This window comes from Sulfophobococcus zilligii (genome assembly GCF_055398255.1).
Genome location: NZ_AP042406.1, coordinates 815,431 through 839,965, shown reverse-complemented (window position 1 = coordinate 839,965; position 24,535 = coordinate 815,431). Strand labels below are relative to the sequence as shown.

General features: G+C 39.4%; 39 protein-coding genes and 3 tRNA genes. 34 read left to right on the top strand and 8 right to left on the bottom strand.

Going from position 1 to position 24,535, the window contains the following annotated elements; translation table 11 throughout:
- Positions 1–8: 8 nt before the first annotated feature.
- The 30 genes from ACZ5YP_RS04750 (at position 9) to ACZ5YP_RS04605 (ending at position 15,253) form a co-directional block, all read left to right on the top strand.
- Positions 9–740, top strand: a complete 732-nt coding sequence (locus ACZ5YP_RS04750; protein ID WP_464834625.1) for a 50S ribosomal protein L2 — start codon at positions 9–11, stop codon at positions 738–740.
- Positions 741–841: 101 nt separating this feature from the next.
- Entirely contained in the window at positions 842–1,255 is a 414-nt protein-coding gene (locus ACZ5YP_RS04745) for a 30S ribosomal protein S19 (RefSeq protein ID WP_464835953.1), read from the top strand.
- A gap of 9 nt (positions 1,256–1,264) precedes the next feature.
- The gene (locus tag ACZ5YP_RS04740; protein WP_464834624.1) at positions 1,265–1,738 is read left to right on the top strand and encodes a 50S ribosomal protein L22; all 474 of its coding nucleotides are present in this window, start codon (positions 1,265–1,267) and stop codon (positions 1,736–1,738) included.
- 1 nt (position 1,739) lies between these two features.
- Positions 1,740–2,399: a 30S ribosomal protein S3 gene (locus ACZ5YP_RS04735; protein ID WP_464834623.1), complete on the top strand. Its 660-nt coding sequence runs from the start codon at positions 1,740–1,742 to the stop codon at positions 2,397–2,399.
- A gap of 20 nt (positions 2,400–2,419) precedes the next feature.
- Entirely contained in the window at positions 2,420–2,596 is a 177-nt protein-coding gene (gene rpmC / locus ACZ5YP_RS04730; RefSeq protein WP_464835952.1) for a 50S ribosomal protein L29, read from the top strand.
- Positions 2,596–2,883, top strand: a complete 288-nt coding sequence (locus tag ACZ5YP_RS04725; RefSeq protein ID WP_464835951.1) for a ribonuclease P protein component 1 — start codon at positions 2,596–2,598, stop codon at positions 2,881–2,883. The genes rpmC and ACZ5YP_RS04725 overlap by 1 nt, the downstream gene beginning before the upstream one ends.
- Before the next feature lie 6 nt (positions 2,884–2,889).
- Positions 2,890–3,249, top strand: coding sequence for a 30S ribosomal protein S17 (locus tag ACZ5YP_RS04720; protein ID WP_464834622.1), 360 nt, complete (start codon positions 2,890–2,892; stop codon positions 3,247–3,249).
- Entirely contained in the window at positions 3,249–3,677 is a 429-nt protein-coding gene (locus ACZ5YP_RS04715; RefSeq protein WP_464834621.1) for a 50S ribosomal protein L14, read from the top strand. The genes ACZ5YP_RS04720 and ACZ5YP_RS04715 overlap by 1 nt, the downstream gene beginning before the upstream one ends.
- Before the next feature lie 13 nt (positions 3,678–3,690).
- On the top strand, positions 3,691–4,104 hold the full coding sequence (gene rplX, locus ACZ5YP_RS04710) for a 50S ribosomal protein L24 (protein ID WP_464834620.1): 414 nt from the start codon (positions 3,691–3,693) through the stop codon (positions 4,102–4,104).
- 2 nt (positions 4,105–4,106) lie between these two features.
- Positions 4,107–4,862, top strand: a complete 756-nt coding sequence (locus ACZ5YP_RS04705) for a 30S ribosomal protein S4e (protein WP_464834619.1) — start codon at positions 4,107–4,109, stop codon at positions 4,860–4,862.
- A gap of 1 nt (position 4,863) precedes the next feature.
- Positions 4,864–5,427, top strand: a complete 564-nt coding sequence (locus ACZ5YP_RS04700) for a 50S ribosomal protein L5 (protein WP_464834618.1) — start codon at positions 4,864–4,866, stop codon at positions 5,425–5,427.
- Between the two features lie 11 nt (positions 5,428–5,438).
- On the top strand, positions 5,439–5,603 hold the full coding sequence (locus ACZ5YP_RS04695) for a 30S ribosomal protein S14 (protein WP_464834617.1): 165 nt from the start codon (positions 5,439–5,441) through the stop codon (positions 5,601–5,603).
- 11 nt (positions 5,604–5,614) lie between these two features.
- A complete protein-coding gene (locus ACZ5YP_RS04690; protein ID WP_464834616.1) occupies positions 5,615–6,016 on the top strand; it encodes a 30S ribosomal protein S8 in 402 nt (133 codons plus the stop codon).
- Between the two features lie 9 nt (positions 6,017–6,025).
- Complete coding sequence (locus ACZ5YP_RS04685; protein ID WP_464834615.1) at positions 6,026–6,580, top strand: 50S ribosomal protein L6; 555 nt, start codon at positions 6,026–6,028, stop codon at positions 6,578–6,580.
- Positions 6,577–6,981, top strand: coding sequence for a 50S ribosomal protein L32e (locus ACZ5YP_RS04680; protein ID WP_464834614.1), 405 nt, complete (start codon positions 6,577–6,579; stop codon positions 6,979–6,981). Before ACZ5YP_RS04685 ends, ACZ5YP_RS04680 begins: the two co-directional genes overlap by 4 nt.
- An 18-nt stretch (positions 6,982–6,999) precedes the next feature.
- Entirely contained in the window at positions 7,000–7,458 is a 459-nt protein-coding gene (locus tag ACZ5YP_RS04675; RefSeq protein ID WP_464834613.1) for a 50S ribosomal protein L19e, read from the top strand.
- 13 nt (positions 7,459–7,471) lie between these two features.
- Entirely contained in the window at positions 7,472–8,068 is a 597-nt protein-coding gene (locus ACZ5YP_RS04670) for a 50S ribosomal protein L18 (protein ID WP_464834612.1), read from the top strand.
- Between the two features lie 5 nt (positions 8,069–8,073).
- Positions 8,074–8,724: a 30S ribosomal protein S5 gene (locus tag ACZ5YP_RS04665; RefSeq protein ID WP_464834611.1), complete on the top strand. Its 651-nt coding sequence runs from the start codon at positions 8,074–8,076 to the stop codon at positions 8,722–8,724.
- Positions 8,725–8,729: 5 nt separating this feature from the next.
- Positions 8,730–9,230 (top strand): 50S ribosomal protein L30, encoded by a 501-nt coding sequence (locus ACZ5YP_RS04660; RefSeq protein ID WP_464834610.1) that lies wholly within the window; start codon positions 8,730–8,732, stop codon positions 9,228–9,230.
- A gap of 14 nt (positions 9,231–9,244) precedes the next feature.
- Complete coding sequence (locus ACZ5YP_RS04655) at positions 9,245–9,712, top strand: uL15 family ribosomal protein (protein ID WP_464834609.1); 468 nt, start codon at positions 9,245–9,247, stop codon at positions 9,710–9,712.
- A gap of 180 nt (positions 9,713–9,892) precedes the next feature.
- Positions 9,893–11,314: a preprotein translocase subunit SecY gene (gene secY, locus ACZ5YP_RS04650; RefSeq protein WP_464834608.1), complete on the top strand. Its 1,422-nt coding sequence runs from the start codon at positions 9,893–9,895 to the stop codon at positions 11,312–11,314.
- Between the two features lie 42 nt (positions 11,315–11,356).
- Positions 11,357–11,767, top strand: coding sequence for a hypothetical protein (locus ACZ5YP_RS04645; protein ID WP_464834607.1), 411 nt, complete (start codon positions 11,357–11,359; stop codon positions 11,765–11,767).
- A gap of 66 nt (positions 11,768–11,833) precedes the next feature.
- Entirely contained in the window at positions 11,834–12,115 is a 282-nt protein-coding gene (locus ACZ5YP_RS04640) for a 50S ribosomal protein L34e (RefSeq protein ID WP_464834606.1), read from the top strand.
- A 44-nt stretch (positions 12,116–12,159) separates the two neighbouring features.
- Positions 12,160–12,687 (top strand): (d)CMP kinase, encoded by a 528-nt coding sequence (gene cmk / locus ACZ5YP_RS04635; protein ID WP_464834605.1) that lies wholly within the window; start codon positions 12,160–12,162, stop codon positions 12,685–12,687.
- 23 nt (positions 12,688–12,710) lie between these two features.
- Complete coding sequence (locus ACZ5YP_RS04630; protein ID WP_464834604.1) at positions 12,711–13,001, top strand: 50S ribosomal protein L14e; 291 nt, start codon at positions 12,711–12,713, stop codon at positions 12,999–13,001.
- A gap of 81 nt (positions 13,002–13,082) precedes the next feature.
- Positions 13,083–13,358 carry a tRNA pseudouridine synthase A gene (locus ACZ5YP_RS04625; RefSeq protein ID WP_464834603.1) on the top strand — a complete coding sequence of 92 codons (276 nt, stop codon included), beginning with the start codon at positions 13,083–13,085 and terminating at the stop codon, positions 13,356–13,358.
- A gap of 32 nt (positions 13,359–13,390) precedes the next feature.
- Positions 13,391–14,149 carry an RNA-guided pseudouridylation complex pseudouridine synthase subunit Cbf5 gene (locus ACZ5YP_RS04620; RefSeq protein WP_464834602.1) on the top strand — a complete coding sequence of 253 codons (759 nt, stop codon included), beginning with the start codon at positions 13,391–13,393 and terminating at the stop codon, positions 14,147–14,149.
- A 13-nt stretch (positions 14,150–14,162) separates the two neighbouring features.
- The gene (locus tag ACZ5YP_RS04615; RefSeq protein ID WP_464834601.1) at positions 14,163–14,738 is read left to right on the top strand and encodes a class I SAM-dependent methyltransferase; all 576 of its coding nucleotides are present in this window, start codon (positions 14,163–14,165) and stop codon (positions 14,736–14,738) included.
- Positions 14,739–14,746: 8 nt separating this feature from the next.
- Positions 14,747–14,866, top strand: a tRNA-Ser gene (locus ACZ5YP_RS04610).
- A 27-nt stretch (positions 14,867–14,893) separates the two neighbouring features.
- Positions 14,894–15,253: a DUF4870 domain-containing protein gene (locus ACZ5YP_RS04605; RefSeq protein WP_464834600.1), complete on the top strand. Its 360-nt coding sequence runs from the start codon at positions 14,894–14,896 to the stop codon at positions 15,251–15,253.
- A gap of 10 nt (positions 15,254–15,263) precedes the next feature.
- On the opposite strand, the gene rbcL is transcribed toward ACZ5YP_RS04605, so the two are convergent.
- A complete protein-coding gene (gene rbcL / locus ACZ5YP_RS04600; protein ID WP_464834599.1) occupies positions 15,264–16,601 on the bottom strand; it encodes a type III ribulose-bisphosphate carboxylase in 1,338 nt (445 codons plus the stop codon).
- 151 nt (positions 16,602–16,752) lie between these two features.
- Between rbcL and ACZ5YP_RS04595 the strand changes: the two genes are divergently transcribed.
- Positions 16,753–17,226, top strand: a complete 474-nt coding sequence (locus ACZ5YP_RS04595; protein ID WP_464834598.1) for an archease — start codon at positions 16,753–16,755, stop codon at positions 17,224–17,226.
- Here ACZ5YP_RS04595 and ACZ5YP_RS04590 read toward each other — a convergent pair.
- Together ACZ5YP_RS04590 and ACZ5YP_RS04585 are read right to left on the bottom strand one after the other, a co-directional pair.
- A complete protein-coding gene (locus ACZ5YP_RS04590; RefSeq protein ID WP_464834597.1) occupies positions 17,205–17,786 on the bottom strand; it encodes an archaemetzincin family Zn-dependent metalloprotease in 582 nt (193 codons plus the stop codon). The two genes, ACZ5YP_RS04595 and ACZ5YP_RS04590, sit on opposite strands and share 22 nt — an antisense overlap.
- Before the next feature lie 78 nt (positions 17,787–17,864).
- Positions 17,865–17,937, bottom strand: a tRNA-Phe gene (locus tag ACZ5YP_RS04585).
- Positions 17,938–18,077: 140 nt separating this feature from the next.
- Here ACZ5YP_RS04585 and ACZ5YP_RS04580 point away from each other — a divergent pair.
- Entirely contained in the window at positions 18,078–18,770 is a 693-nt protein-coding gene (locus tag ACZ5YP_RS04580) for a nucleotidyltransferase family protein (protein WP_464834596.1), read from the top strand.
- A gap of 117 nt (positions 18,771–18,887) precedes the next feature.
- Positions 18,888–18,963: transfer RNA gene (locus tag ACZ5YP_RS04575), tRNA-Gly, on the top strand.
- Between the two features lie 218 nt (positions 18,964–19,181).
- Here the strand turns inward: ACZ5YP_RS04575 and ACZ5YP_RS04570 are convergent.
- From ACZ5YP_RS04570 to ACZ5YP_RS04550, 5 genes are all read right to left on the bottom strand, one after another.
- Positions 19,182–19,577, bottom strand: coding sequence for a transcriptional regulator (locus ACZ5YP_RS04570; protein ID WP_464834595.1), 396 nt, complete (start codon positions 19,575–19,577; stop codon positions 19,182–19,184).
- A gap of 2 nt (positions 19,578–19,579) precedes the next feature.
- Positions 19,580–20,905: a DUF438 domain-containing protein gene (locus ACZ5YP_RS04565; protein ID WP_464834594.1), complete on the bottom strand. Its 1,326-nt coding sequence runs from the start codon at positions 20,903–20,905 to the stop codon at positions 19,580–19,582.
- A 214-nt stretch (positions 20,906–21,119) separates the two neighbouring features.
- Positions 21,120–21,665, bottom strand: coding sequence for a tRNA (cytidine(56)-2'-O)-methyltransferase (locus ACZ5YP_RS04560; RefSeq protein WP_464834593.1), 546 nt, complete (start codon positions 21,663–21,665; stop codon positions 21,120–21,122).
- The gene (gene hflX, locus ACZ5YP_RS04555) at positions 21,631–22,719 is read right to left on the bottom strand and encodes a GTPase HflX (protein ID WP_464834592.1); all 1,089 of its coding nucleotides are present in this window, start codon (positions 22,717–22,719) and stop codon (positions 21,631–21,633) included. Before hflX ends, ACZ5YP_RS04560 begins: the two co-directional genes overlap by 35 nt.
- 17 nt (positions 22,720–22,736) lie before the next feature.
- Complete coding sequence (locus tag ACZ5YP_RS04550; RefSeq protein ID WP_464834591.1) at positions 22,737–23,240, bottom strand: multiprotein bridging factor aMBF1; 504 nt, start codon at positions 23,238–23,240, stop codon at positions 22,737–22,739.
- Positions 23,241–23,303: 63 nt separating this feature from the next.
- On the opposite strand from ACZ5YP_RS04550, the gene ACZ5YP_RS04545 reads away from it, so the two are divergent.
- Positions 23,304–24,524, top strand: coding sequence for a proteasome-activating nucleotidase (locus ACZ5YP_RS04545; RefSeq protein ID WP_464834590.1), 1,221 nt, complete (start codon positions 23,304–23,306; stop codon positions 24,522–24,524).
- The last annotated feature ends 11 nt before the right edge of the window (positions 24,525–24,535 follow it).

The following is a 24,535-nucleotide window of genomic DNA, read 5'->3' as shown; positions in this document are numbered from 1 at the left end:
TGTAGTCTATGGGTAAGAGGATTATTGTACAGAGGAGGGGAAGGGGTTCACCAACCTGGAGAACACCAGACCACTTACACATTGCTCCAGCGAGGTATCCACCACTAGACCCAGATAAAACATACAAGGCAATAGTTAGAGATTTAATACACGACCCAGGTAGATGGGTCCCACTAGCAGAAGTAGAACTAGAAACAGGACAAGTATTCTATATTCCAGCAGTCGAGGGATTATACATTGGACAAGTAATATCCATAGGCCCCAACGCCGAAATCGCCAATGGCAATATCCTACCAGTAGGAGCAATCCCCGAGGGTACACAAATTTCAAACATTGAGAAAAACCCTGGAGATGGAGGAAGATATGCTAGGTCGAGCGGTACATATGGAATTATTCTAGGCAAATCAGGAGACAAAGTAAAGATTCAACTACCAAGTGGCAAAGTAGTAGAAGTATCTAGCAAAGCACGTGCAACTATTGGAGTAATAGCTGGCGGTGGAAGACTAGAAAAACCACTACTCAAAGCAGGCGCAGCATTCTACAAGTATAAAGCTAAGAGTACATGGTGGCCACGAGTACGCGGTGTAGCAATGAACCCGGTTGCACACCCACACGGTGGAGGTAGACACGTTGGTAGACCAACAACAGTTGCTAGAAACACTCCACCAGGACGTAAAGTCGGACACATTGCAGCTAGAAAGACTGGTAGAGGTAAGGGTAGTAGAAAGGCAGGGGCATAACATGAATCATAAACTTTTTAAGAATTTAACAAGTGTTATATGTAGAGGCATGCTTATACATGGTGATTGATTTGAGCACTCTACCACCACACTTACAAGACATGCCCCCAGAATGGAAGAAGTTTAAGTATAGAGGTAAGACCCTAGAAGAACTACTCAATATGTCTCTCGACGAATTTGCACAGTTGCTTCCAGCCAGACAGAGGCGTAGTCTACAGCGTGGATTCACTAAAGCACAGATTAAACTACTAGCTAGAATTAGAGAGGTAATTAAAAACCCAGAACTAGCCAAGAAAGCCGTTATTAAAACACACGTTAGAGATATGATAATACTACCCGAAATGGTTGGATTAACAATAGCTGTATACAACGGCAAAGAATACATACCTGTAAAAATAACTCCTGAAATGATTGGTCATAGACTAGGAGAATTCAGTCCAACAACAAAGAAGGTTACACACGGAGAGCCTGGATTAAAGGCAACAAAGAGCAGTAGATTCGTAGCTGTAAAGTAGGTGTAGAATATGCCTACATGGCACTACTCAGTTAAACTAGAAGATGAATCAAAAATTGCGAAAGCCGTTAGATACGATATTCCAGTATCTATAAAGTACATGAGGGAAATAGCAAACACTATTAAGGGTATGAAGCTAGATGACGCGATAAAATTCCTTGAAGACGTCATTAAACTCAAACAAGCAGTTCCATTCAAGAGGTATACTGGAAAACTAAGCCACAAGAGAGGGCTAGCCGATAGATTCAAGTGGCCTATTGGTAGATACCCTGTTAAAGGAGCCAAATACACACTTGAAGTATTGAAAAACGTTAGAGCAAACGCTGAAAACAAGGGATTAGACCCATCTAAACTAGTAATATACCACATAGCTGCACACAAGGGAATTACATTAAAGAGATATATGCCACGTGCTTTCGGAAGAGCTACTCCTAAATACAAGAGAATGACACACCTCGAAGTAATAGTAAAAGAGGTTGGATAACATGGTTGGTATTGGTCCACGCGTAAAAGAATACTTCCTAACATATGGACTTAGAAAAGTAATGATCGACGAGTTCCTAGCAAACTACTTCAAAGACGCTGGCTATGCAGATGTAGAATTATACAAGACGCCACTAGGCCACAGAGTAGTAATATACGCTGAATACCCGGGTAGACTAATAGGCCGTGGAGGAATAATACTAAAGAAAATAGCATCTATACTCCAAACACGTTTCGGGCTAGAAAACGTAAATATAACTGTTTCACCAGTTACAGACCCAGACCTCAACGCTAGAGTAGTAGCATATAGAATTGTAAGAGCACTCGAAAAAGGAATACCATTCCGTAGAGTAATGATGTACATGATTAGAAGAGTAATGGAAGCCGGCGCAGTTGGAGTTGAAATAACCATTAGCGGTAAACTACGCGGTGAGAGAGCAACATATGAAAAACTAAAAGCTGGCAAGATATACAAAGCTGGCGACCCAGTAGACTACGTCGTTGACAGAGCAGTAGCTAGAGCACTATTAAAACCCGGTATCTTCGGTGTCGAGGTCTTAATAGTGAAACCTGGTATAAGACTACCTGACCAAATTGAATTGAAAGAACTTCCACCTTCTGAAATAGAGAAGTTAAAACAAGAACTGGGTGTTAGCAGTTGAAGCCCAGTGAAATAAGACAAATGAGCCCAGAGGAGAGATTGAGAAAACTAGAAGAACTAAGACAAGAACTAATAAAACTTAGACTTCAAGCAAAAATGGGGTTATTGAAAGACACTGCTAAAATAAGAAATACCAAGAGAGACATTGCCCGTATACTTACAATAATAAACGAAGAGAAAAGGAGAGCGAAACAGTGATGCCAATAAATGCTAGAAATATATACTTCCATGAATTAATTGGTTTAAAAATAAAGATTCTCCAATACACAGATCCAAATCTCATTGGAGTAGAAGGAATAGTAGTAGATGAAACTCTAAAAACACTTATCATTGAGAAACCAGATGGTAAAAAAATACGTGTTTTCAAAGAAAATGGTGTTTTTGAGTTTAAGCTCCCCCATGGGGAGAAAGTAATTATAAAGGGCATTGATATAATTGGGAGACCATGGGATAGATTAAAGAGAGTGCTTACAGCTAAATGGTGAATACGTATGAGTTCAACTAGTGGAGTTAGAAATATTGGAATTCCAGGTGTTAATCCACCAGAAAAGACTTGTAATGACCCGAAATGCCCATGGCATGGACACTTAAAAGTAAGAGGCATTATTTTAAGAGGAGTTGTTGTAAAGAAGAAAATGCAGAGAGCTGTTGTCGTTAGACACGAATATCTACACTATGTTCCAAAATTCATGAGATATGAAAAACGCAGGAAAAACATTCACGCTAGACTCCCACCATGCATCGACGTAAATGAAGGCGATGAAGTCTTAATAGGTGAAACACGCCCACTATCCAAGACCATTGCTTTCGTTGTACTTGGAGTTGTAAAACGCGGTGAGGGTGGTAGGTAATGGGTGCAAAGAGAGCAGTAGCAGGAAAACCCGCATATTCAAGAAGACATGTTAACACCGGCCTCCAAGTAATGTCTAGAGCTAAAGTAGCCGACAATAGTGGTGCTAAAGAAGTACTAATTATTGGTGTACCTGGATACAAGAGCAGATTGAGGAGAATTCCACCAGCTGGAATAGGCGACCTCGTAGTAGTCAGCGTAAAGAAGGGTACTCCAGAAATGAGAAAGAAGATCTTCAAGGCAATAATTGTAAGACAGAGAAGACCCTATAGAAGACCCGATGGTACATGGATAGCATTTGAAGACAACGCCGTTGTAATTCTAACACCAGAAGGTACACCAAAAGGAACTGAGATAAGAGGACCTATTGCACGTGAAGCAGCTGAGAGATGGCCACAAATTGCTAACTTAGCATCAATTATTGTGTAGAGGAGTGACCATCATGCCCATGACAAGTTCTTCTAAACCATCTGCTCAGAGAAAAGCACTATACAATATGCCATTACACCTTAGACACAAATTGTTTAATGCTAAACTATCCAAAGAACTCGCCGAGAAATACGGTGTAAAAAGACTACCTGTTAGAGTAGGCGACGTTGTTAGAATAATGCGTGGTGATTTCGCGGGACACGAAGGAAAAGTTGTTGAAGTAGATCTTAAACGCGTAAGGATATACGTTGAAGGGGTACAAATAAAGAAAGCAGATGGCACACCAGTCTACTACCCAATACACCCAAGTAAAGTAATGATTGTAAAACTCGACTTATCCGATAAATACAGGCTTAAAATCATTGAGAGACGCAAGAAATCTGCTTCACAAGAATTAAAAGAACAGAGCGAGGAGAGGGGTGAGTAGTTATGGGTAGTGGAAGTAGGCATTTAAAAGCACTTGCAGCACCAGCATTCTGGCCAATTCTAAGAAAGGAATACAAGTGGACTGTTAAACCATCTCCAGGACCACATCCAATAGAGAGAAGTATACCACTCCTCATAATAGTCAGAGATATCTTAAAGTATGCTAAAACAGGTAGAGAAGCGAGAAGACTAATAGCTGAAGGACACTTCAAAGTCGATGGTAGAGTAAGAAGAAACTACAAATACCCTGTTGGACCTATGGATGTATTAGAAATACCAAAGACAGGCGAGATATATAGAGTAATACCTGTACCAACCAAGGTTCTAGGATTAATTAAGAACACTCCGGAGGAAGCCAGAATCAAACCATGTAGAATCGAAGACAAGACAACTGTAAAAGGAGGACACATCCAGTTAAACCTACACGACGGTAGAAACATCATCGTCAAAGTCTCAGACCCCAAAAACCCTGTTGAAGACACATATGAAACCCTAGGTACAGTAGTAGTATCGCTAGTAGACAATAAAATAGTAGACTACATACCACTAGAAAAAGGAGTTATTGCAATAGTCATTGGTGGTAGAAACGTTGGAAGAGTAGGTAGAATAGTCGAGATTATTCCAGGTGCTTTAAAGAGAAGAAAGTATATTGCAACACTACAAGACAAATATGGAAACATATTCCAAACAAGTATTGAATACGTATTCCCCATAGGCAGAGATAAACCAGTTATAACACTACCCGAGGGTGCATGGTAAAATGCCCATTATAACACCTGAAATAGAAGCAGAAATTACTAGGAAATGGGAAGAAAACCCGATGAGAAAACCAAAACTAGCCAAGGTAACAGTAAATGTCAGTATAGGCTCAAACTTCGAGAGATTAAAGAAAATTGCCGAAGTTCTTGAAGAGCTAACTGGTCAAAAACCAAGTTTTAGAAGAGCAAAAAAGACAATTAAAGAGTTCGGTATAAAGAAGGGAGAACCAATAGCTGTAAGTGTATCACTAAGAGGAGAAAAAGCCGTGAGCTTCCTCAAGAGAGCACTTGAAGCCGTTGGATATAGAATTAAAGCAGAGAGCTTTGACGACGCTGGTAATGTATGCTTCGGCATTAAAGAACACATTCAAATACCAGGTGTTAAATACGACCCTGAAATCGGTATATTTGGAATGGATGTTTGCATTACAATTGAAAAACCCGGCTATAGAGTAATGAGGAGGAGGCGTTGCCGCTCTCATGTTCCAAAGAGACATAGAGTAAATAAGTTGGAAGCAATGATATTGCTTAAAAAACTCTTTGGAGTTGAAATAGTTGAGTCGTAGGGTGTATGCTTATGGCTAAGTATAAACCACCAAGAATAGACAAATATGGTCGTGGAGTACAAGAATGCAGGAGATGTGGCTCTAAAGACGCTGTTATACAAGCCTACGGGCTATACCTGTGTAGACAGTGTTTTAGAGAAATAGCCTATTCAATGGGATTTAAGAAGTATAACTAGAGGTGACACATATGGTTGCAATAGACCCACTTGCAAACACGCTTGCAACTATATACAATGCTGAAATGAGGTCTAAGAAAGAAGTAGTAACCTGGCCGGCTTCAAAACTAATACTCAACGTGTTAAAAGTACTCCAGAGAGAAGGATACATAGGCGAATTCGAGTATATAGATGATGGTAGATGGGGTAAAATAAGAATACAACTACTTGGAAGAATAAACAAAATAGGAGTTATAAAACCAAGATATAGTGTTAAATACCAAGACCTCGTTAACCCACCACACTGGTTGAGAAAATTCCTACCAGCCTACAACATTGGAATACTAGTTGTTTCAACACCATACGGAGTACTCTCTCATAGAGAGGCGATTCAGAGGAAAATAGGAGGTGTATTAATAGCCTACTGCTACTAGGTGGGTTTTATGCCCAAGCTTCTCCACGTTTATGAAACCATTGAAATCCCCAATGGTGTTTCAGTAGAAGTAAATGGGTTGCAAGTTAGAGTTAAAGGACCAAAAGGCGAAATAGTAAAAGACTTTAGCCACGCTAAAGGAGTAGGTATAAGAGTAGAAGAAAACAAAGTTATTGTAGAAGCATTTATGGCTGATAGAAAACTAAAAGCACTAGTTGGAACAATAGCGGCACACATTAGAAACATGATAACTGGTGTTACAAAGGGCTATAGATACAAGCTCAAAGTAATCTACTCGCACTTCCCAGTAACAGTTGTCGTAGATGAAAAGAACAAGATTATTAGAATAAAGAACTTCCTCGGCGAAAAAGCAGATAGAATAGCAAAAATCTATGGAAATGTAAAAGTAAAAGTACAAGGCACAGACATTATTGTCGAGGGTATAGACATAGAAGAAGTAGGATTAACAGCTGCTTCTCTAGAAAGAGCTACCAAGATAAGGGATCTTGATAGAAGAATTTTCATGGATGGAATTTACATCTATGAAAGAGGTGTTGTTGAATGAGCTTAAACCAGGAAAAAGACCTTAAATACTATCTAGAACTACGAGAAAAAATGAAGCAGAAGAGACCAGAGTTTCTAAGACACGAGTGGTGGAAGAAAGCAAAATTCAAAAATGATCCAAAATGGAGAAAACCAAAAGGAATAGACAACAAAATGAGACTTCAACTCAAGGGATATCCACCAATAGTGAAAATAGGTTATAGAGGTCCAGCAATCGTACGGGGACTACACCCAACCGGGCTAGAACCAGTTATAGTACACAACGTTAACGAGTTAGACAAGTACAATCCAGGAAAACACATTGTGTACATTGGCGGAGATGTTGGATTAAAAAAGGCTATTGAAATCTATAAAGTAGCAATAGAGAAAGGCTTCAAGGTGGCTAATCCACCAAGAATATAGCTTTTCCAGGTGGTTTGAATGACTGATGTAACACTTCAAAAACGCTTAGCCGCCGAGATACTCGGCGTGGGAGTTTCAAGAATACGTGTTGATCCAGCCCGCCTCAGCGATGTTGCACAGGCAATAACAAGAGAAGAAGTCAAGAAGCTAATTGATGAAGGAGCTATTTGGGTTGAACCAGAACACGGTATTGCAGGAACAAGCTCAAAGATAAGACATGAAAAGAGGAAGAAAGGCCACAGACGTGGACACGGTAAACGCAAGGGTAGTAAGATCGCTAGAAGCGGCGATAAAGACGAGTGGATTAATAGAATTAGAAAAATGAGAGTGTTTCTAAGATATCTACGCGACAAGAAAATCATTGATAAAAAGACTTATAGAAGACTATACATGCTTGCAAAAGGCGGATACTTCTCTTCATTCTCAGCTCTAAAACTCTACCTACGCGAGCATGGAATAGTAAAAGACTTGAAGTAGAGGTGGCTTATAAATGGCGCGTGGACCTAGATACAAAGTACCAAAAAGAAGGCGTAGAGAGGGCAAGACTAATTACTACAAGAGATACATAATGGTTCTCTCTAAACACCCGAGATTCGTTGTGAGAAAAACCAATAAGTATATATTGGTACAGATAGTAGAAGCTAGACCAGAAGGAGACTACACAATTGCAGCAGCACACTCTAGAGAACTAGTAACAAAGTTTGGATGGAAGGCTGGAACAGCTAATACCTCAGCTGCTTATCTAACAGGGTTACTGGCAGCTCTAAGAGCACGTCAAAAAGGAATAGAATACGCTGTACCAGATATTGGACTACACAGACCTACAAAAGGCGCTATTGTATTTGCAGCTATAAAAGCAGCTAATGATGCTGGATTAAAAGTCCCAATGAGTGAAGACATAGCGCCAAGCGAGGATAGAATAACTGGTAAACACATAGCTGAATACGCTAAAATACTAAGAGAGGAAAACAAGCTTGAAATACGCTTCTCCGAGTATCTAAAGAAGGGGTTAGACCCTGAAAAACTCCCCGAGCACTTTGAAGAAGTTAAAAAAGCTATTTTAAAAGCTTATGGTGTTCAAGGGTGAGATAAATGTCTTACACTCCCATGCCTGCTATTGATAAACAAGCACTCGAGAAATGGGTTCCCAGAACAAAAACCGGCAAGCTCGTAATGGAGGGTAAAATAACGAGTTTAAAAGAAGTATTCGAGAAAAACCTACCTCTACTTGAACCAGAAATAGTAGACTACCTGCTTCCAAACCTCAAATACGTAAGACTCGACGCCAAAATAGTCCAGAAAATGACTGACGCCGGTAGAAGAACCAAATTCCAAGTTGTAGTAGTTGTAGGAGACGAAGAAGGATTTATAGGGATAGGAATAGGAAAAGCAAAACAATACACTGAAGCACTAGCCAAGGCTATTAGAGATGCAAAACTAAACATTGCCCCCATTAGAAGAGGCTGTGGAAGCTGGGAGTGCAGGTGTAGCGAGCCACACTCAGTACCATACATGGTTCAAGGTAAATCAGGCAGTGTTGAAATAATATTAAAGCCCGCTCCACGTGGAACAGGACTAGTAGTAGGAGATGTTGCAAAAGCCATACTTAGACTAGCAGGTATAAGCGACGTCTGGTCTCAATCATTCGGTCACACAAGGACAACACTAAACTATGCTAAAGCAGTAGTAAACGCCCTACACAATACTTACAAGTTTACAACGCCAATTGATTGGAGTAGGTGAAGTCTGTGAGTAGCAATCCACCTGTTTACGCAATAATTAGAATACGCGGCACTGTAAACACACCATACGACGTCGAGTATACACTAAGACTACTCAGACTCCACAAGAAATACCACTGCGTAATATACCCCTCAAACCTTCCCGGACTACAAGGCATGCTAGAGAAAGTAAAAGACTGGGTCACCTGGGGAGAAATAGACAGAGAAACCCTAATACAACTCTTAAAAGCAAGAGGTAGAATTCCCGGCGGTAAAAAACTAACAGACGACTACGTAGACTCCAAATTCAATGAGCTAGGAGTAAAAGGCGGTATACCAGCACTAGCAGATGCAATACTAAGTGGTAAAATAATGCTTCACAAAGTAGACAACCTTATAAAACCAGTATTTAGACTACACCCACCAAGAGGAGGATTTAAGAGAACTATAAAGAAACCTATTACACAAGGCGGGGAGACGGGATACAGAGGCCCCGCCATAAACGAGTTAATTAAGAAAATGCTCTAGGCCGGGTGGTTTAAATGGTAGTTAGAAAAGAAAAGAAGTCTAGAAAACTCCGTGGAAGAACAAGAACAATGAGTTGGGGTAGAGTAGGGCAACACAGAAAGAGTGGTTCAAGAGGAGGATTTGGAGCTGTAGGCTTCCACAAACACAAATTCATCTGGATAATAAAGTATGCACCAAACTGGTATGGCAAACACGGATTTGTCAGTGTAAAACAAGTAAAGAAGTATAGACACATAAAAACCATTAATGTAGGAGAATTAAACGAACTAGCAAAAACACTAATAGCTAGAAACACGGCTGTTAAAGAAGGAGACCTCATAGTAATAGACACTATTCAACTAGGCTACGACAAAGTACTCGGTGAGGGAGTAGTAACACTACCACTCAAAGTAATAGCAAAGTCTATGAGCGAACTAGCAAAGAAGAAAATAGAAGAAGCAGGAGGAACAGTAGTACTACTTGAAAAACCAGTTGAAGCCTAATCAACCTAGTTTATTTTAACTCTACACAACTCGTAATTCCAATGGAAATCCTTGCTTTACTCCTACAACTCTATGCAATACTAACTGTTTACACCATAGTATTACTTATTTTATCCCTTAGAAGTAATTATTAACTCCTAGTAAATCAGTAATAAAGGTATCTTAGAAAGGGTGCTGTGAATGGGAGTATTAAAGGCAATGTATGAAATAGCAAAGTATATTCCAAGCGCGCCAAAACCCAAGAGACACGTAGGACTAGGCGAGAAACTAGCATGGACGGGTCTCGCTCTAGCTCTATACCTCTTAATGGCTCATACACCACTATACGGCGTTCCATGGGAGGCAACACAACAGCAGCAACTCCTCCTACTACAAGTAGTATTCGCATCACACAGTGGTACACTAATGGAGCTTGGTATAGGACCAATAGTGACAGCTGGTCTAATAATGCAGATTCTAGCAGGTGCTAAACTAATCAATATTGATCTCACCGATCCAGAAGGACGTAAAATATTCACTGGAGCACAGAAAACTCTAGCATTAATACTCGCAGGAGTACAGGCATCAATGTATGTACTTGCATGTAGATACTGGGACTACGCCGGCCACCCGGTATTTGCATGTACAGCTACACCAGTGATACGTGTAGTTGTAGCTATACAATTGTTTATTGCAACACTATTTGTAATGATGCTAGATGAAATGATACAGAAAGGGTGGGGTCTGGGCTCGGGTGTATCGCTATTTATTCTAGCAGGTGTTGCAACTACTATATTCTGGGATATGTTTAGCCCTATAAAAGTACAGGAAGTATACGTCGGTTTAATACCACACATGATCGAGACTTTGAGTAAAGGTGGATCTATCACTGATGTATTAGTTAGACCTGGTGGTAGAGACCTACTTGGATTAATTGCTACTTTTGGAATGATTATATTATTAATCTACCTACAAAGCGTTAGAGTAGAAATACCAATAACATCACCCAGACTTCAAACTATAAAAACAAGAATCCCACTGCAATTCCTCTATGTAACAAACATTCCAATATTGTTCATTGGTATATTGTATTCCAACATAATTGTATTTGCAACAATAACCAGGACATACATAGGATCCGGCGTAGTAGCAGACTTACTAGCTAAGTATGATGCCAGCGGAAGACTGGTTGGTGGACTAGCATACTATTTAGCAGCACCCAACGGCTTACTCAGCGCTCTATCAGACCCAGCACACTTAGTAGTCTACAGTATACTAGTTATAATATTCGCCATGTTGTTTGGATGGCTCTGGGTCGAGGTAGCCGGGTTGAATCCTGCAACACAAGCAGAGCAATTAATTGAAAGTGGTTTTGAAGTACCTGGTTTCAGGAGGAATCCAAAAGTACTAGAGCAAATACTAGCCAAGTATATTTATCCACTAACAATACTATCATCGATTATTATTGCATTAATAGCTATTTCAGCCGATATTCTAGGCGTATATGGCAGTGGAACAGGACTACTACTATCTGTTGGTATATTGCAGCAATACTATGCATTAATAGCATATGAGAGAACGCTCGAAGCATATCCAATGTTGAAGAGATTGATTGGAGAGTAGGCGATGAACGCCTCTATATTGGTATTTATAGTTTTCGTTTTTATGATCCTCTATATCGTTATATTTAGACTTATAAAGAAAACACATTACTATAAAAACCTACTCGCACTATACGAGCAGGCTAAAAAAGTTCCTCAAAGAGTATCTACAAAGGGTGATTATAGAAGACTAAAGAAGTATAGACCATACCTAAGAGAATTTAGAAGAAGAATGCTAAAGCTAACACTGGTTAATATCGCGGTATTCATGGCTATCTATATACTAATGGTTTTTACAGAGCTAGTAGTAATCTCCCACTACGGACTCTACCTGGTGGAAACACCTGTATTAATACCGTTTTTCACTTATGAAGAGAGTGGTAAATTCTACACTCCATCCACTATTATAATCTTATTAGCACTAGCACTCACAGTCTACCCTGTAACCAGAGAGTTAAAACTAGAGAGACAATAGGGAAATATTTTAAAGCCCTTGAAACGTAAATCATTGAAAACAGAGTTGATACTGAGGTGTTTACACGTGCCAAGACCAATGTATAGAACTAGGAGTTGGAAGAGAATCATTAGGAGAATACCAAGTGGAGAACCAGTAATACACTACGAGAAACCAGAGAGAACCAGTAAAGCAAAGTGTGCTATTTGCGGTGCAGAATTAAATGGAGTACCAGCACTAAAACCATCTCTACTCGCCAAACTAGCCAAGACGGAAAAAAGACCTGAGAGACCCTATGGCGGCTTTATTTGCCCCAAGTGCTTGGCACGTGGACTAAGAGAAGCTATTAGAACATCTATAACACACTAGTTTTTCCTAATATAAATTCAGCCCCTACCTAGAGGGGTTTATTATTGGTTAGAATTGTTATTAGCGGTCCTCCCGGTAGCGGTAAAACAACGCAGGCTAAACTAATAGCTGAACACTATGGATTAAAGTATTTTTCGGCTGGGCGGATTTTTAGAGAAATTGCCCAACAGAGAGGATTAAGCCTAGAAGAGCTAAGTATAATTGCACTTAGAGATCCAAGTATAGATTTAGAAGTAGATAGAAAAACATACGAGATGGCTAGAGAAGACAATATAGTGATTGATGGACACCTCGCTGCTTGGATTGTAAACGACTTGGTTGACTATAGAATATATATTACAGCACCATTAACACTACGAATACTGAGAATAGCATCACGCGACAATAAATCCATTGAAGAAGCATTTAGAGAAACAGTTATAAGAGAACACGCCCAGAAGAAACGCTTTATTGAATTCTATGGAATAGACATAAACGACCTCTCCATATTCGACATAGTTATAAACACCAAACAAATTGGTATTAAAGAGGCATTTGAAATTATTAAAAAAGCACTTGAAGATAAACTATAGAGTGAAACTAAGGGGTGTTGATTATGCCCGCGATAGAAATAGGAAGAATATGTGTTAAAGTAGCTGGTAGAGAAGCAGGTAGAAAATGTGTAATAGTAGACATCATAGACGAAAACTTTGTATTAGTAACAGGTCCAAAACAACTAAGTGGTGTTAAAAGGAGAAAAGCAAACATTAAACACCTCGAACCAACAGACAAGGCTATTAAAATCCACCGTGGAGCAAGCGATGAAGAAGTATTAAAAGCTATCCAAGAAGCTGGACTAGTAGACTACATGAAAGAAGTAATTAAGCCAAAATTCTCACCAATATAGACATCCTCGTAGACAACAATATTTTTCTACGAGAATAACGTTATTTCCTCCGAGAATACATTATAATTCTAGGTGTTACAAATGGGACTAAGAGAAAAAGGAGTTGAATTCCTAGATTTAATCACTAGTAGAGCAGGATATGTAAATGAATGGATTGTTGTAAGGGAATCTGACACTAGTCCAGACTATGGTGTTTTACCATATGAAAGAAAACCAACTGATCATGTAGAGTTTGGAGTAATTAACCTAGATAAACCACCAGGACCTACAAGTCATGAAGTTGTAGCCTGGATTAAAAGAATGTTCAACGTGGAAAAAGCGGGTCATGGAGGAACCCTAGAGCCCCGTGTCCTTTGAGACCGGGGCGGGGAAACCCCAAAGTAACCGGCGTGCTCCCAGTAGGGCTAGCTAGTAGTACAAAGGTTATTGGAAACGTTATTCACAGTATTAAAGAATACGTAATGGTTGTTCAACTACACGATTTAGTAGAGAGAAAGAAAGTCGAAGAAGTAGTCGAGTACTTTAAAGGTCAAATTTATCAGAGGCCACCACTTAGATCAAGCGTGAAGAGAAGTATTAGAGTCAAGACAATATATGAAATAGAAATCCTAGACGTCCAAGACAAATTCCTACTACTCAGAGTACTATGCGACCCTGGTACATATATGAGGAAGCTAGCACACGATATTGGCCTCATACTCGGCGTTGGAGCACACATGAGGGAACTGAGAAGGACGCGTACAGGGCCCTTCCGCGAAGATGAAACACTAGTATCTCTACAAGAAGTAAGCGAGGCCCTCTATCTATGGAGAACCAGGGGCGATGAAAGATATTTAAAGAAAGTCGTGTTACCAGTCGAGGTTTCAACAGCACACCTCCCCAAAATACTTGTTTTAGACACCGCTGTAGACGCTATTGCACACGGTGCAAACCTCGCTGCACCAGGAGTGTCTATGTTAACACGCAATGTAGAAGCTGGTAAAACAGTTGCTATTTACACATTGAAGGGTGAACTAGTAGCTCTTGGAAAAGCATTGAAAAACGCTGACGAAATTGCTAGAATGGATAAGGGTATTGTAGTGAAAACAACAAGAGTAATTATGCCGAGAGGTATATACCCCAAGTCTTGGAAATCAAAAAGCCAGTAGCGGCTGACGAGAAATGCACTACTACAAGAAAACACCCGGTAGAAAAACCATTATACCACTCTACATACATGGACGTACATTTCAATTCATATCATATTCTAGTCTGTTTTCTGGTTCATCAGTGGATGAAGGAACACTACTCCTACTAGAAAACATAAAAATACCAAGCGAGGGAGTAGTACTAGACATAGGCTGTGGATACGGTGTAATAGGAATAGTAGTAGCAAAACTAAATCCAAAACTCAAAGTCTACATGACAGATATAAATCCACTAGCAGTTAAAACAACAAAACAAAACGCGAAAATAAACAATGTTGAAGAAAGAATAGTTGTTTTAGAAGGAGATAGATACGAACCAGTCAAAAACATTTTATTCAATGCAATATACTCTAATCCACCACTCTCAGCGGGTATGAGAGTAGTTGAAGACATTGTTTTAGGGGCTAGAGAACACCTCGTCAAAGAAGGCTTCGCCCAATTCGTACTAGCAAAAGGCGGCGAATACCTTGCCAGAGAAGCAATGAAGATATACAGCTACGTAGAAACAACAAGTAAAAAAGGTTATATTCTCCTATATCTAAAACCATAATAATGAGTGCCGGGGTGCCCGAGCGGCCTAAGGGGGTGGGCTTGAGGCCCATTCCAGCGTAAGCGTGGGTTTCCAAGAGACCCACTGCCCCCTAACGGGGCGCGCGGGTTCGAATCCCGCCCCCGGCGCTTCTAAATCACAACTGGTGTAGAGTGATGAGTACACACGATATAAGTGAAGATGAAAAGATATGGGCGTTTATTGCCTGGTTGATACCATTAATTGGTGGAATACTCGCACTCGTTCTCAAACCAAGTTCTAAGTATTCATCTTACTGGGCATATCTCTCTATTTCATTCTTTCTATGCATAATTGGAGCATCTATAGTATCGAGTATTTTCTTGATTATTCCATTTATTGGAAAACTCGTAGAAACTATTATTTGGATTGGCATACTAGTAGTTTGGATACTTGGTATATTGAGGTCTCTCGAGAAGACTTGGTGGAAGCTGCCAGTAGTCTATGAAATAGCGAGATTGTTAAATCCAAAAATAGATGAGTACATTCCAAGATAAGAGGATAAAACTATATTGGCTTTGTAAACCCCCATTTTTCAAGTGCTCTAGCTAGTTCTCTATGTGATTTAGCGTATTCTTCGAGTGGTATACCCTTGTTTATTGCTTCTAGTGCTTGTCTAACAGCTGCCGCACCGGCTCTTGGACCGTCTGGATGACCTATTACACCTCCTCCTACTTGTATTACAATGTCTTTTCCTAGTGCTTCTATTACTGGTGGTAGTATACCTGGGTGTAGTCCTCCAGAGGATGCCGGTACTGCTGGTTTAATATGGTACATTGGTTGTTCTAGGTGGAATAGGTCGTCTGGGTCTGGTTTAAAGTGTTCTTCTCTCAGTATTCTCGCATATCTAATAACATCTAGTTTCTCTCCCTCTAGTTTACCAACTCCAGCTGTTCCAACGTGTAGTTGGTCTACACCGATAATTCTATATAGTTTTGCCAAGACATACATTGATATACCGTGATACTTGTTCCTCGTGAATGCGGCGTGCATTGCTCTATGTGCATGTATTGCTAAACCATACTCCTCGGCCTTGTCTCTAATATAGGTTAGTGCAGACCAACCAGTTATTACAACATCTACCATGACATACGGGTTTCCATAATCTGCTACTAATTTAAGCCTCTTCTCCATTTCTCTTACATCAGCAGTAATATTTGCAAACCAGGCTTTTCTCTCACCTGTTTCCTTCTCTACTTTGTCTATTACCTTCATAATAGCCTTTGCTCTAGCTTCGAAGCGACAGAAACTAGGACTGGCGAGGTTTTCATCGTCTTTTATATAGTCTAATCCACCAGAGAGTAGTTCATAAGCTAGTTTTTCTACTTCATCTGGTGTATAGCCCTCTTTGGGTTTTGGCACTGTTCCAACTATTGGTCTATCATATACCTTGAATATTTCTTTAACGCCCTTCAACCCCTTGCTTGGTCCCTTAAAGTACTCTAGGAATTTCCTGGGTAGATATATATCTTCTAGTCTTAAACCAGCCGCTCTCTTCATTCCAAAGATATTACCAGCAATGCTTGCTAGAAAAGCTGGCATATTGCCTTCTTCAAATAATTCTACTGGATAAGCTATTTTAACGAGGTATGAGCCGTCGCCTAAATCGTGTATTTCGTATACTCTACCACTCAATCTCTTAACTCTTTCAACGTCATACCATGGGTAGAGAGTAGTCCATGTACCAGTACTGCTTTCAGCTGCAATACCACTAGCAACTTCTTCAATAGTAAACCCTTGTGCTGGTGTAACTCTAAATACTCCTATTACATCGTTTTCAGGGTCAGGAGTATATCCTGGAGATAGATATTCATAGTATGATTCAAACTCGTATTTTTTAACCAATTATAGACACCCCATCTTGGTAGTAAATACTTTGACTATAGGGTATTAAAAACATTACTACTAGAAGTAGGTATTTTTGAATCTATGTTTGTCACACCCAGAAAATAATTAAACACATGCTACTTAGTGTTTTATTGGAGGGTGCTTTACAATGACCAGCGAGGAGAAAGTAATCTACTCTCTACCTGGAGTATACGATTCACTAGAACACACGGGAGACGTATATATTAGAGCACGTGGAAAGAATATCGTCGAGTTATTTGAGAATAGTGGAATCGCTTTGTTTGATACAATGACCGATACGAGGAGAATAGAGGGAGTAATTACAAAGAGAGTGGTTGCTGAGGGATTTGACCTTGAAAGCCTTCTCTACAAGTGGCTTGAAGAACTATTAATTCTCTACTATAGTGAAAACCTTGTATGTGGAAAAATAAGTATCGAGGAATTCACTATTAGAAAAACAGGTGACGAATTAAACTATACAATAACAGCGACAGCGCGTTGTGAAGAATTCAACCCTGAGAAACACGATGCACGTGTAGAAGTTAAATCTCCAACTTATAGTTTAATGAGAATACTTAAAACAGAGAGTGAGTGGTTTGCCTACTTCGTACTAGATATATAACTCCTTGCTTTAACACCACACTCGTCACAATAGGTTTTGGGTTTTTCATCTACTTCTCTAACACTATTACTAAACCTCATAACACAATGATTGCTACAATGTCCTAGATTCAATAAGTGTCCTAGCTCGTGTAGTATTTCTTTAACAAGTCTTTCATAGTATAAATCATAACTCGCTTGTTCACCGTAAAACTCTGGCTTCAGCCTCTTCGTAAAGACAACTGCTACATTGTATTCTCTAACGGCCTCGCCGAAAACAAAGTTGTAGCCGTATTCATAGCCGTCTAAATATCCAATTCCAATAATTAAACTAGATTCTACCACTCCAATAACCTGGAATAAATCACGTAGGTATTTTGCTATACAGCCAGCATTATATTGTACTCTATCCCAGTCAAAACACTTCATAGGTGGTTTAACTACATCGGGCCATACTAGAACGTCTAGTTCTCCAAGCCCTATTTCACTGAGAGTTTTTGAAACCTCGTCTCTAAGCGTCTCAATGTACTCTGTTACTCCAAGCGTGGTCATAGGTACTAATACTACTCGTTTAATAGCCATAAAGCACACCATTAATCCTTACAATGAGACATAAATCCAGTGGATTTAATAAACATATAGATTGTTTTCAAGGAGAGATGCCGCCGCGGGGACTTGAACCCCGGACATCCCGGTCTTCAGCCGGGCGCTCTCCCAGCTGAGCTACGGCGGCCTCTGAAATTATATAGTTTTATGAGGGGTTTAATATCCTTTCCCCCAGCTAGCCAGAGAATATTTCAAAGTAGGCTTGGCAAAAACACTCTTCTTTTACACATATATACTTTAATACACTATTTATACATGGTGGTCATATTGCTCGCCGCAATACTCGCCGGTGGATTTGGAAAGAGATTGAGGCCTTTCACCGAGGAGTATCCTAAACCAATGATTCCAGTGGCGGGAAAACCACTCCTCGAATACCAGATTGAATGGCTTAAAAAACACGGTTTTAACGAAATAGTTTTACTCGTTGGCTACAAGAAAGAAAAGATAATTGAGCATTTTGGAAGCGGGTCTCGATATGGAGTTAGAATAACTTATGTCGTCGAAGATGAACCCCTTGGCACAGGTGGTGCAATTAAAAACGCAGAACATATTTTGAGCAAGGAAGACGTCTTCCTCGTGTTAAATGGAGATATATTGACTAATCTCAATCCACTACTCCTAGTAGAAAAAGTCGAGAAAAGCAATCTCCTCGCTGCAATAGCTACTATACCTCTACCAAGCCCCTACGGCATTCTAGAACTCGATGGAGACATGGTTAAAGGCTTTATTGAAAAACCATTGATTAAAGACTACTGGATTAATGCTGGAGTATACGCTATGAAACCAAATGCTCTAAAGTACTTCCCAGAGAAAGGAGACTTGGAGAAAACAGCCTTCCCGGCAATGGCGCGGGATGGAGTACTAGGAGCAGTGAGATACACTAGCGTATTCTGGAAGGCAATAGACACCTTTAAAGACCTTGAAGAAGCAAGTAAATATCTCGAAGAAAACAAGTATTAATCAGTATTTCCAGCGGTCTTCATCGCAGAAATACTCACAAGACCCTCTTTTCATCACCATACTAGACACTAATAGTAGAGACTTATAAACCATGACTAAACTAGATATAGAGAGGAGGCGGCGGTCGTCTAGCCTGGACTAGGACGCCGGCCCTCCAAGCCGGAGATCCCGGGTTCAAATCCCGGCCGCCGCACTTCTTTAACACTACTTCTTAATAGTCCTAGAAACCACTAGAGTCTTCAGGAGGCCATGTAACTCCACGCCTCGTACTCGTATTACATAATAGGTTAGGTATAGTATTAAGAAACACGCTTTCAATATGCAAATAGGTTTTAGACCAGAAGGCGTGTCGAATCACTCTTCTCTCCAAATAATCTAAGTAATATTCTTATCAATAATTGTGTGTAAAAACTACTTGAGAAAAATGTCTCGGAATAGAGTTTGACAAATATTGCATGTTGCAGGGTTGACGTCTCGTGTGGCTAGATAGTGGATTCCACAAGCATACTTCTTGTATAAAACATAGATCGTTAACCTAGCTATCTCCTTGTATACATCGAGGCCACAGAGCTTTCTCTCCGCTATTTTTATAGCTAGTTCTTCGAGTGCTTCATTGACCTCGCTTATAACTGATAGATCGTGTAGTCCCCTCTCACCTTTTACATATCTCGTTACTAGAGATGGAGAGATATCAAGGCATTTTGAGATATATGTTTTATCAATGTTTCTTTCGAGCAGTTTGAGAACAAGTGTTTTCTTCAATGAGGGCTCCATGTGCTTCGCTGCGAATTCAAAAATACTCTTCAATTCTACAACACCACTATCTTCTTTTTTACTTCGTCAGGGTTGTTTATAATCTCTGTTAGGTCTTCAACTATTTCGAGTGTTCCCAGTAATCTTCCATCTCTACTCTTTACAGGGACAATCAATACTCTAATAATTCTATCACCTTGTCTCGTCCAGAACTCGCGGTATTTAAATTCTCCTTTTTTAACTGCTTCTACATTTCGCATTACATAGTTTTCTAGTCTAGGTGGATGGCAGAAGGGTATTTTTCTACCAAGAATAGTTTTAGTTCTTACAAATCCACCTGAGACCTCGCTCTCAGAGAAGAATCTCACACGATCGTTTACATCAGCATATGTTACTTCAATTGGTAGAGACCTAAATATCCCATCTATTTCTTCTGGTGTTAGAAAGCCTGTTTCAAGCTCTATATCTCCCTCACGTCTAACACTATAGGTATCTGGTTGCAATCCGCTTTTTTCAACTATAGTTCTAAACTCTCCAGGTAGTTTCTCGAGTTGCTCTTGTGTTATAGAAACCTGAAGCTCGTATGGATAAACTGGCTTAGCACTAGGCCTCCACTCTCTTACACCAACATCGACGATGTAGCCCATTTCATCAGCTATTTCTGCTATTGCAGCCCATTCACCCTCCGAGAATAATGCATAGACTGCTGGATACAGTATTTTATTTTCTCTAAATACAAGCTCTGAGATCTCTCTAGATAACTCTAGTAGTTGAGACGATAACCTCGACAACCACTCTCGGCTACTTGTTTCTATTGGTTTTTCAAGTTCTTGTAAAACACTTCTAATTTTCGTTATTGCATTGTCTTCGCGGCCCCATAGAACTCTAGGTACCGCTATAATACCTCTTCTTTCAAGATATGGAAATATCAACATCTGGATTTTTCTATAGTGTATTCTTATCTTTTTGAGCTCTATCAAAACCAGTCTAACTGTATTGATGTATTGTCTAGCTTCAGCTGGGTCTCTAGAACTCTGTATTGCCTGAGCGTAAATACCCAGTGCTTCTGCTTGTTTAAGTATCCACTCGTTTTCCTTCATTAACAAGTCTATTGGGTGGCCTCTCGGCACGTTTAAGAGCTCTCTACTAGCTAGGAATTCTCTAAACAACTCAACGTGTAAATCACACAGTTTTAATATATCGCTTATTGGAACGCCTTCTTTAACGAGTTCTTGCTCGATCATTACTATATCTATTGGTGAAGTCTTGGCTAGTATTTCTCTAAATTCCGCTTTTAACTCGTTTGGATGAATGCCTCCATGAATTGCTTTTAATAGGTTCTTCAATGCTTCTTTTTTAACTTCTAAATCATTTTTTGACATGTGTCTCACCGTATTACTACTATTCTAAATCCCCTTTAAATATTTTACACGTGTCAAGAATAGTCAATCAAGAAAACATTACATTATAGAATAAGAGACTATAATTGACACGTAGCAATATACGCTATAAATACCTATATGCGAGTTCAACTAGAGGATTTAGAAGAGATAATTGAAGTATATACTGGTATATACTGGTTTATGGATTAGGGAATTAAGTCAATCTTTTAACTCGTTTACCCCGTAGAGATGGAATAACTTCTATTTTTGCACCGGGGAATTTCATGTGTAGTTCTCTTCCCTCGTATAGTCTATCTAAGAAGACTGCTAGTGCTGCTACTTCAGAGTGTGGTTGGTTTCCAATTGCTACGTTGTAATCTGCTATTTCATAGAAAAACCCAGGTACTTTCTTTGCCCCTATAACTACTAGTAGGTCGCGGGGTTCTTTCTTTATTTCTTCTATTACGTCGTCTATGTGTAGTCCATACATTGTTAAGTGTATTATCGCTCCATTGTTTTTCTTCCACTCTAAACAATACTTTTCAGAGTTAATACCCATTTCAAAAAACATGCTTCCTCCCCATGTCTCTATGACTTTTAAATATGCTTTTTGTATAGCTTCGTCAACTACATCTCCAAGTATAAAGCCGTGTGCTCCAAAAGCTCTGGCTACTAGTAGTGTATGTGTTGTTATTCTCTTGTCTCTACCAGGTCTGTGACCATATCTAAGTACGAATACTCTCCGTTGAGACTGCTCCACTTGCGACACCCTTTAAACTATTATATATCCGGTCTAGTAATTTCTCAATGTTTATCTTTTTACTACATGAAATCGTAATCACTGCTTCTCTATCTATTTGTGTTTTTTCAACTACGGCTTCAACTACTTTATCTATTGAGGGTACAAGGTCTATTTTATTGAGGACATAGATAATTGGCTTGTTGTGTACACCTATTTTCCTCATGATTTCCCTACCGGTTTCTATTTCAAGTACTATGTCGTTTATTCTCTTAGAAGCATCAACGATGTTTATAATTAAATCAGCATCTGATACTTCTTCGAGTGTTGCATAAAATGACTCTATTATCTCTGGTGGAATATCTCTTATAAATCCAACAGTGTCTGTTAATATAAAGCTTAGATCTCTATATACAACTCTATATGATTTAGGAGTAATAGTTGTAAATGGCTCTGGTCCAACGGGTTTCGAGAGCCCTGTGAGTAAATTGAATAAACTGGTTTTACCCGCGCATGTATATCCAACAATTGCTACGTGTGGTAGTCCAGCTTCAATCCGCGACTTTCTCCTAATGCTCCTAGTTTCTCTTAGTCTCTCTATTTCTCGGCGTATTCTAGCTTCTCTCTTCTTCAACATAGTATAGTATTTCTCGTATCCATATCTACCTGCACCCAGGAAACCATGCATTTCACCTAGTTTAGCATATCTAATTGCTTCTTTGACTAGTGGTAGCATGTGTTTTAATCTAGCTAGTTCTATTTGGAGAAGGGCTTCTCTAGAACCAGCATGGTTTGCAAAGATTTCGAGTATTAATAGTATTCTATCTACTACGTCTCTACGTATTTCTCTAGCTATGTTTACGAACTGCGAGGGTTTTAGTTTATCTAGTACGACTAGTTTTTCAAAATCTAGTTCTCTCAGTTTTTCTAGTTTGTCGCTGGAGAGATAGGTTTTTGGATTAGTGTTTTTTACTACAATGTAGTCTACTATTTCACTATATACTGTTTTAACGAGAGCTAGCTCTTCATCAAGGTAATCCATGTATTTACGTGGTAAAACAACAACTACTTTCAATTAAATACCATCCCTACCTATTCTTCCTCGTTTAAACGTATTAAGTCTCCAATAGTTAGATAGTCTTTTGAACTAGCTCTACTAGTAGATTCACCTTCTTCGACTACTGGTTCAAGTAGTTTAATACCGAGTATTCTCTCTAGTTTTCTCGCTAATTCAATACTTGGTTTTAGTTTTCCAGCTTCTATTCTCTTAATGGTATTAACACTCTCACCTACTTTTACAGCTAGTACCTCCTGACTCCATCCAAGCTTCTCTCGTGCATTTTTTATTCTAGTTGCATAGTCTTCAACTACTTCGTATTCTTCGGGTCTCCTAGCTGGCCTCGACGGTGGTTTAGGTGGAGGTGTTTGTTTTACTTGTTTACTCTGTGTTTGAACAGGTGGTTCTTTAACCACACCTTGTTTTGAAAGCCTCGTATAGCATTGTGGACAGAGAATTAGAAGCGAGCCTTCCACTATAGCCTTCTTCGCCTCTCTAGCATCTATTTCTCTACCACACATTTCACAGTAATACGACAATTTACAAACACCCATGCTTCTTAAAACATTTCTTAAAGGCTATTATATGTATGGGTTTCAAACATGGATGATAAACCAGAGAAAACTAGTAGTTTAAACAAGGACATACTTGATGCCTTATTGGAAAATGATGAAGACTACTTGAGATATCTTGAAATGAAAATTAAAGAATTAGAAGAAGAAAAACGCAAACTACAATTGAAGTTAAACTACTACAAGTCCGAGTTGGATAAATTCCTTTCACCTCCCCTCATAGAAGCAGTTGTAGAATACGTTCTACCAGATAATAGAGTAGTTGTAAAAAGCAATAATGGACCAAACCTAGTAGTCTACATTGCAGAACACATTGATAAATCCAGGATTAAACCAGGAACACGTGTAGCTCTTAGTCAAAGAGGCTCTGTAATAGTTGAAGTACTCCCCGAATACCCAGACCCCTATGTACAATTAATGGAAGTCGTTGAAAAACCCGATGTAAGATACAGTGATATAGGTGGACTAGAAGAACAAATTAGAGAAATAAGAGAAGTAGTTGAACTACCATTGAAAAACCCAGATTTATTTAGAGAACTAGGTATTGAACCACCCAAAGGAGTACTACTCTACGGGCCACCAGGATGCGGTAAAACACTACTAGCAAAAGCCGTGGCAAGAGAGAGCGGTGCAACCTTTATATCTCTTGTTGCAAGCGAACTAGTACAGAAATTCATTGGTGAAGGCGCGAGAATAGTACGTGAATTATTCGAGTTGGCTAGAAAGAAAGCACCAGCTATAGTCTTTATAGATGAAATAGACGCTATAGCAGCTAAGAGAATAGAAATAGGTACTAGTGGAGAAAGAGAAGTACAGAGAACACTAATGCAACTACTAGCAGAGATTGATGGATTTAAACCACTAGACCGTGTAAAAATCATTGCCGCTACAAATAGAATAGATGTACTAGACCCAGCAATTCTTAGACCTGGAAGATTTGATAGAATAATAGAAATACCACCACCAAATAGAAACGGGAGAATAGAGATATTCAAAATCCACACAAGAAAACTCAAACTACAAGGAGAAGTAGACTACGAGCTACTAGCAGATATAACAGAAGGCTTTACCGGCGCTGAAATCAAACTAGCAGTTATAGAAGCTGGATATATTGCTCTAAGAGAAAATAGACTCTATGTAACAATGAACGACTTGTTGAAAGGCGTTGAGAAAGTAAAGAACAAGAAGAACTTGAGAGATTCATGGCAACAACTATATCAAACACCTAGATCTCCACAATTAGTAATATAGTATTACACACT

Coding starts and splice junctions, on each gene's coding strand:
- ACZ5YP_RS04750 (WP_464834625.1), top strand. CDS start 9: ATGGGTAAGAGGATTATTGTACAGAGGAGGGGAAGGGGTTCACCAACC.
- ACZ5YP_RS04745 (WP_464835953.1), top strand. CDS start 842: ATGCCCCCAGAATGGAAGAAGTTTAAGTATAGAGGTAAGACCCTAGAA.
- ACZ5YP_RS04740 (WP_464834624.1), top strand. CDS start 1,265: ATGCCTACATGGCACTACTCAGTTAAACTAGAAGATGAATCAAAAATT.
- ACZ5YP_RS04735 (WP_464834623.1), top strand. CDS start 1,740: ATGGTTGGTATTGGTCCACGCGTAAAAGAATACTTCCTAACATATGGA.
- rpmC (WP_464835952.1), top strand. CDS start 2,420: ATGAGCCCAGAGGAGAGATTGAGAAAACTAGAAGAACTAAGACAAGAA.
- ACZ5YP_RS04725 (WP_464835951.1), top strand. CDS start 2,596: ATGCCAATAAATGCTAGAAATATATACTTCCATGAATTAATTGGTTTA.
- ACZ5YP_RS04720 (WP_464834622.1), top strand. CDS start 2,890: ATGAGTTCAACTAGTGGAGTTAGAAATATTGGAATTCCAGGTGTTAAT.
- ACZ5YP_RS04715 (WP_464834621.1), top strand. CDS start 3,249: ATGGGTGCAAAGAGAGCAGTAGCAGGAAAACCCGCATATTCAAGAAGA.
- rplX (WP_464834620.1), top strand. CDS start 3,691: ATGCCCATGACAAGTTCTTCTAAACCATCTGCTCAGAGAAAAGCACTA.
- ACZ5YP_RS04705 (WP_464834619.1), top strand. CDS start 4,107: ATGGGTAGTGGAAGTAGGCATTTAAAAGCACTTGCAGCACCAGCATTC.
- ACZ5YP_RS04700 (WP_464834618.1), top strand. CDS start 4,864: ATGCCCATTATAACACCTGAAATAGAAGCAGAAATTACTAGGAAATGG.
- ACZ5YP_RS04695 (WP_464834617.1), top strand. CDS start 5,439: ATGGCTAAGTATAAACCACCAAGAATAGACAAATATGGTCGTGGAGTA.
- ACZ5YP_RS04690 (WP_464834616.1), top strand. CDS start 5,615: ATGGTTGCAATAGACCCACTTGCAAACACGCTTGCAACTATATACAAT.
- ACZ5YP_RS04685 (WP_464834615.1), top strand. CDS start 6,026: ATGCCCAAGCTTCTCCACGTTTATGAAACCATTGAAATCCCCAATGGT.
- ACZ5YP_RS04680 (WP_464834614.1), top strand. CDS start 6,577: ATGAGCTTAAACCAGGAAAAAGACCTTAAATACTATCTAGAACTACGA.
- ACZ5YP_RS04675 (WP_464834613.1), top strand. CDS start 7,000: ATGACTGATGTAACACTTCAAAAACGCTTAGCCGCCGAGATACTCGGC.
- ACZ5YP_RS04670 (WP_464834612.1), top strand. CDS start 7,472: ATGGCGCGTGGACCTAGATACAAAGTACCAAAAAGAAGGCGTAGAGAG.
- ACZ5YP_RS04665 (WP_464834611.1), top strand. CDS start 8,074: ATGTCTTACACTCCCATGCCTGCTATTGATAAACAAGCACTCGAGAAA.
- ACZ5YP_RS04655 (WP_464834609.1), top strand. CDS start 9,245: ATGGTAGTTAGAAAAGAAAAGAAGTCTAGAAAACTCCGTGGAAGAACA.
- secY (WP_464834608.1), top strand. CDS start 9,893: ATGGGAGTATTAAAGGCAATGTATGAAATAGCAAAGTATATTCCAAGC.
- ACZ5YP_RS04645 (WP_464834607.1), top strand. CDS start 11,357: ATGATCCTCTATATCGTTATATTTAGACTTATAAAGAAAACACATTAC.
- ACZ5YP_RS04630 (WP_464834604.1), top strand. CDS start 12,711: ATGCCCGCGATAGAAATAGGAAGAATATGTGTTAAAGTAGCTGGTAGA.
- ACZ5YP_RS04625 (WP_464834603.1), top strand. CDS start 13,083: ATGGGACTAAGAGAAAAAGGAGTTGAATTCCTAGATTTAATCACTAGT.
- ACZ5YP_RS04615 (WP_464834601.1), top strand. CDS start 14,163: ATGCACTACTACAAGAAAACACCCGGTAGAAAAACCATTATACCACTC.
- ACZ5YP_RS04605 (WP_464834600.1), top strand. CDS start 14,894: ATGAGTACACACGATATAAGTGAAGATGAAAAGATATGGGCGTTTATT.
- ACZ5YP_RS04595 (WP_464834598.1), top strand. CDS start 16,753: ATGACCAGCGAGGAGAAAGTAATCTACTCTCTACCTGGAGTATACGAT.
- ACZ5YP_RS04590 (WP_464834597.1), bottom strand. CDS start 17,786: ATGGCTATTAAACGAGTAGTATTAGTACCTATGACCACGCTTGGAGTA.
- ACZ5YP_RS04565 (WP_464834594.1), bottom strand. CDS start 20,905: ATGTCAAAAAATGATTTAGAAGTTAAAAAAGAAGCATTGAAGAACCTA.
- ACZ5YP_RS04545 (WP_464834590.1), top strand. CDS start 23,304: ATGGATGATAAACCAGAGAAAACTAGTAGTTTAAACAAGGACATACTT.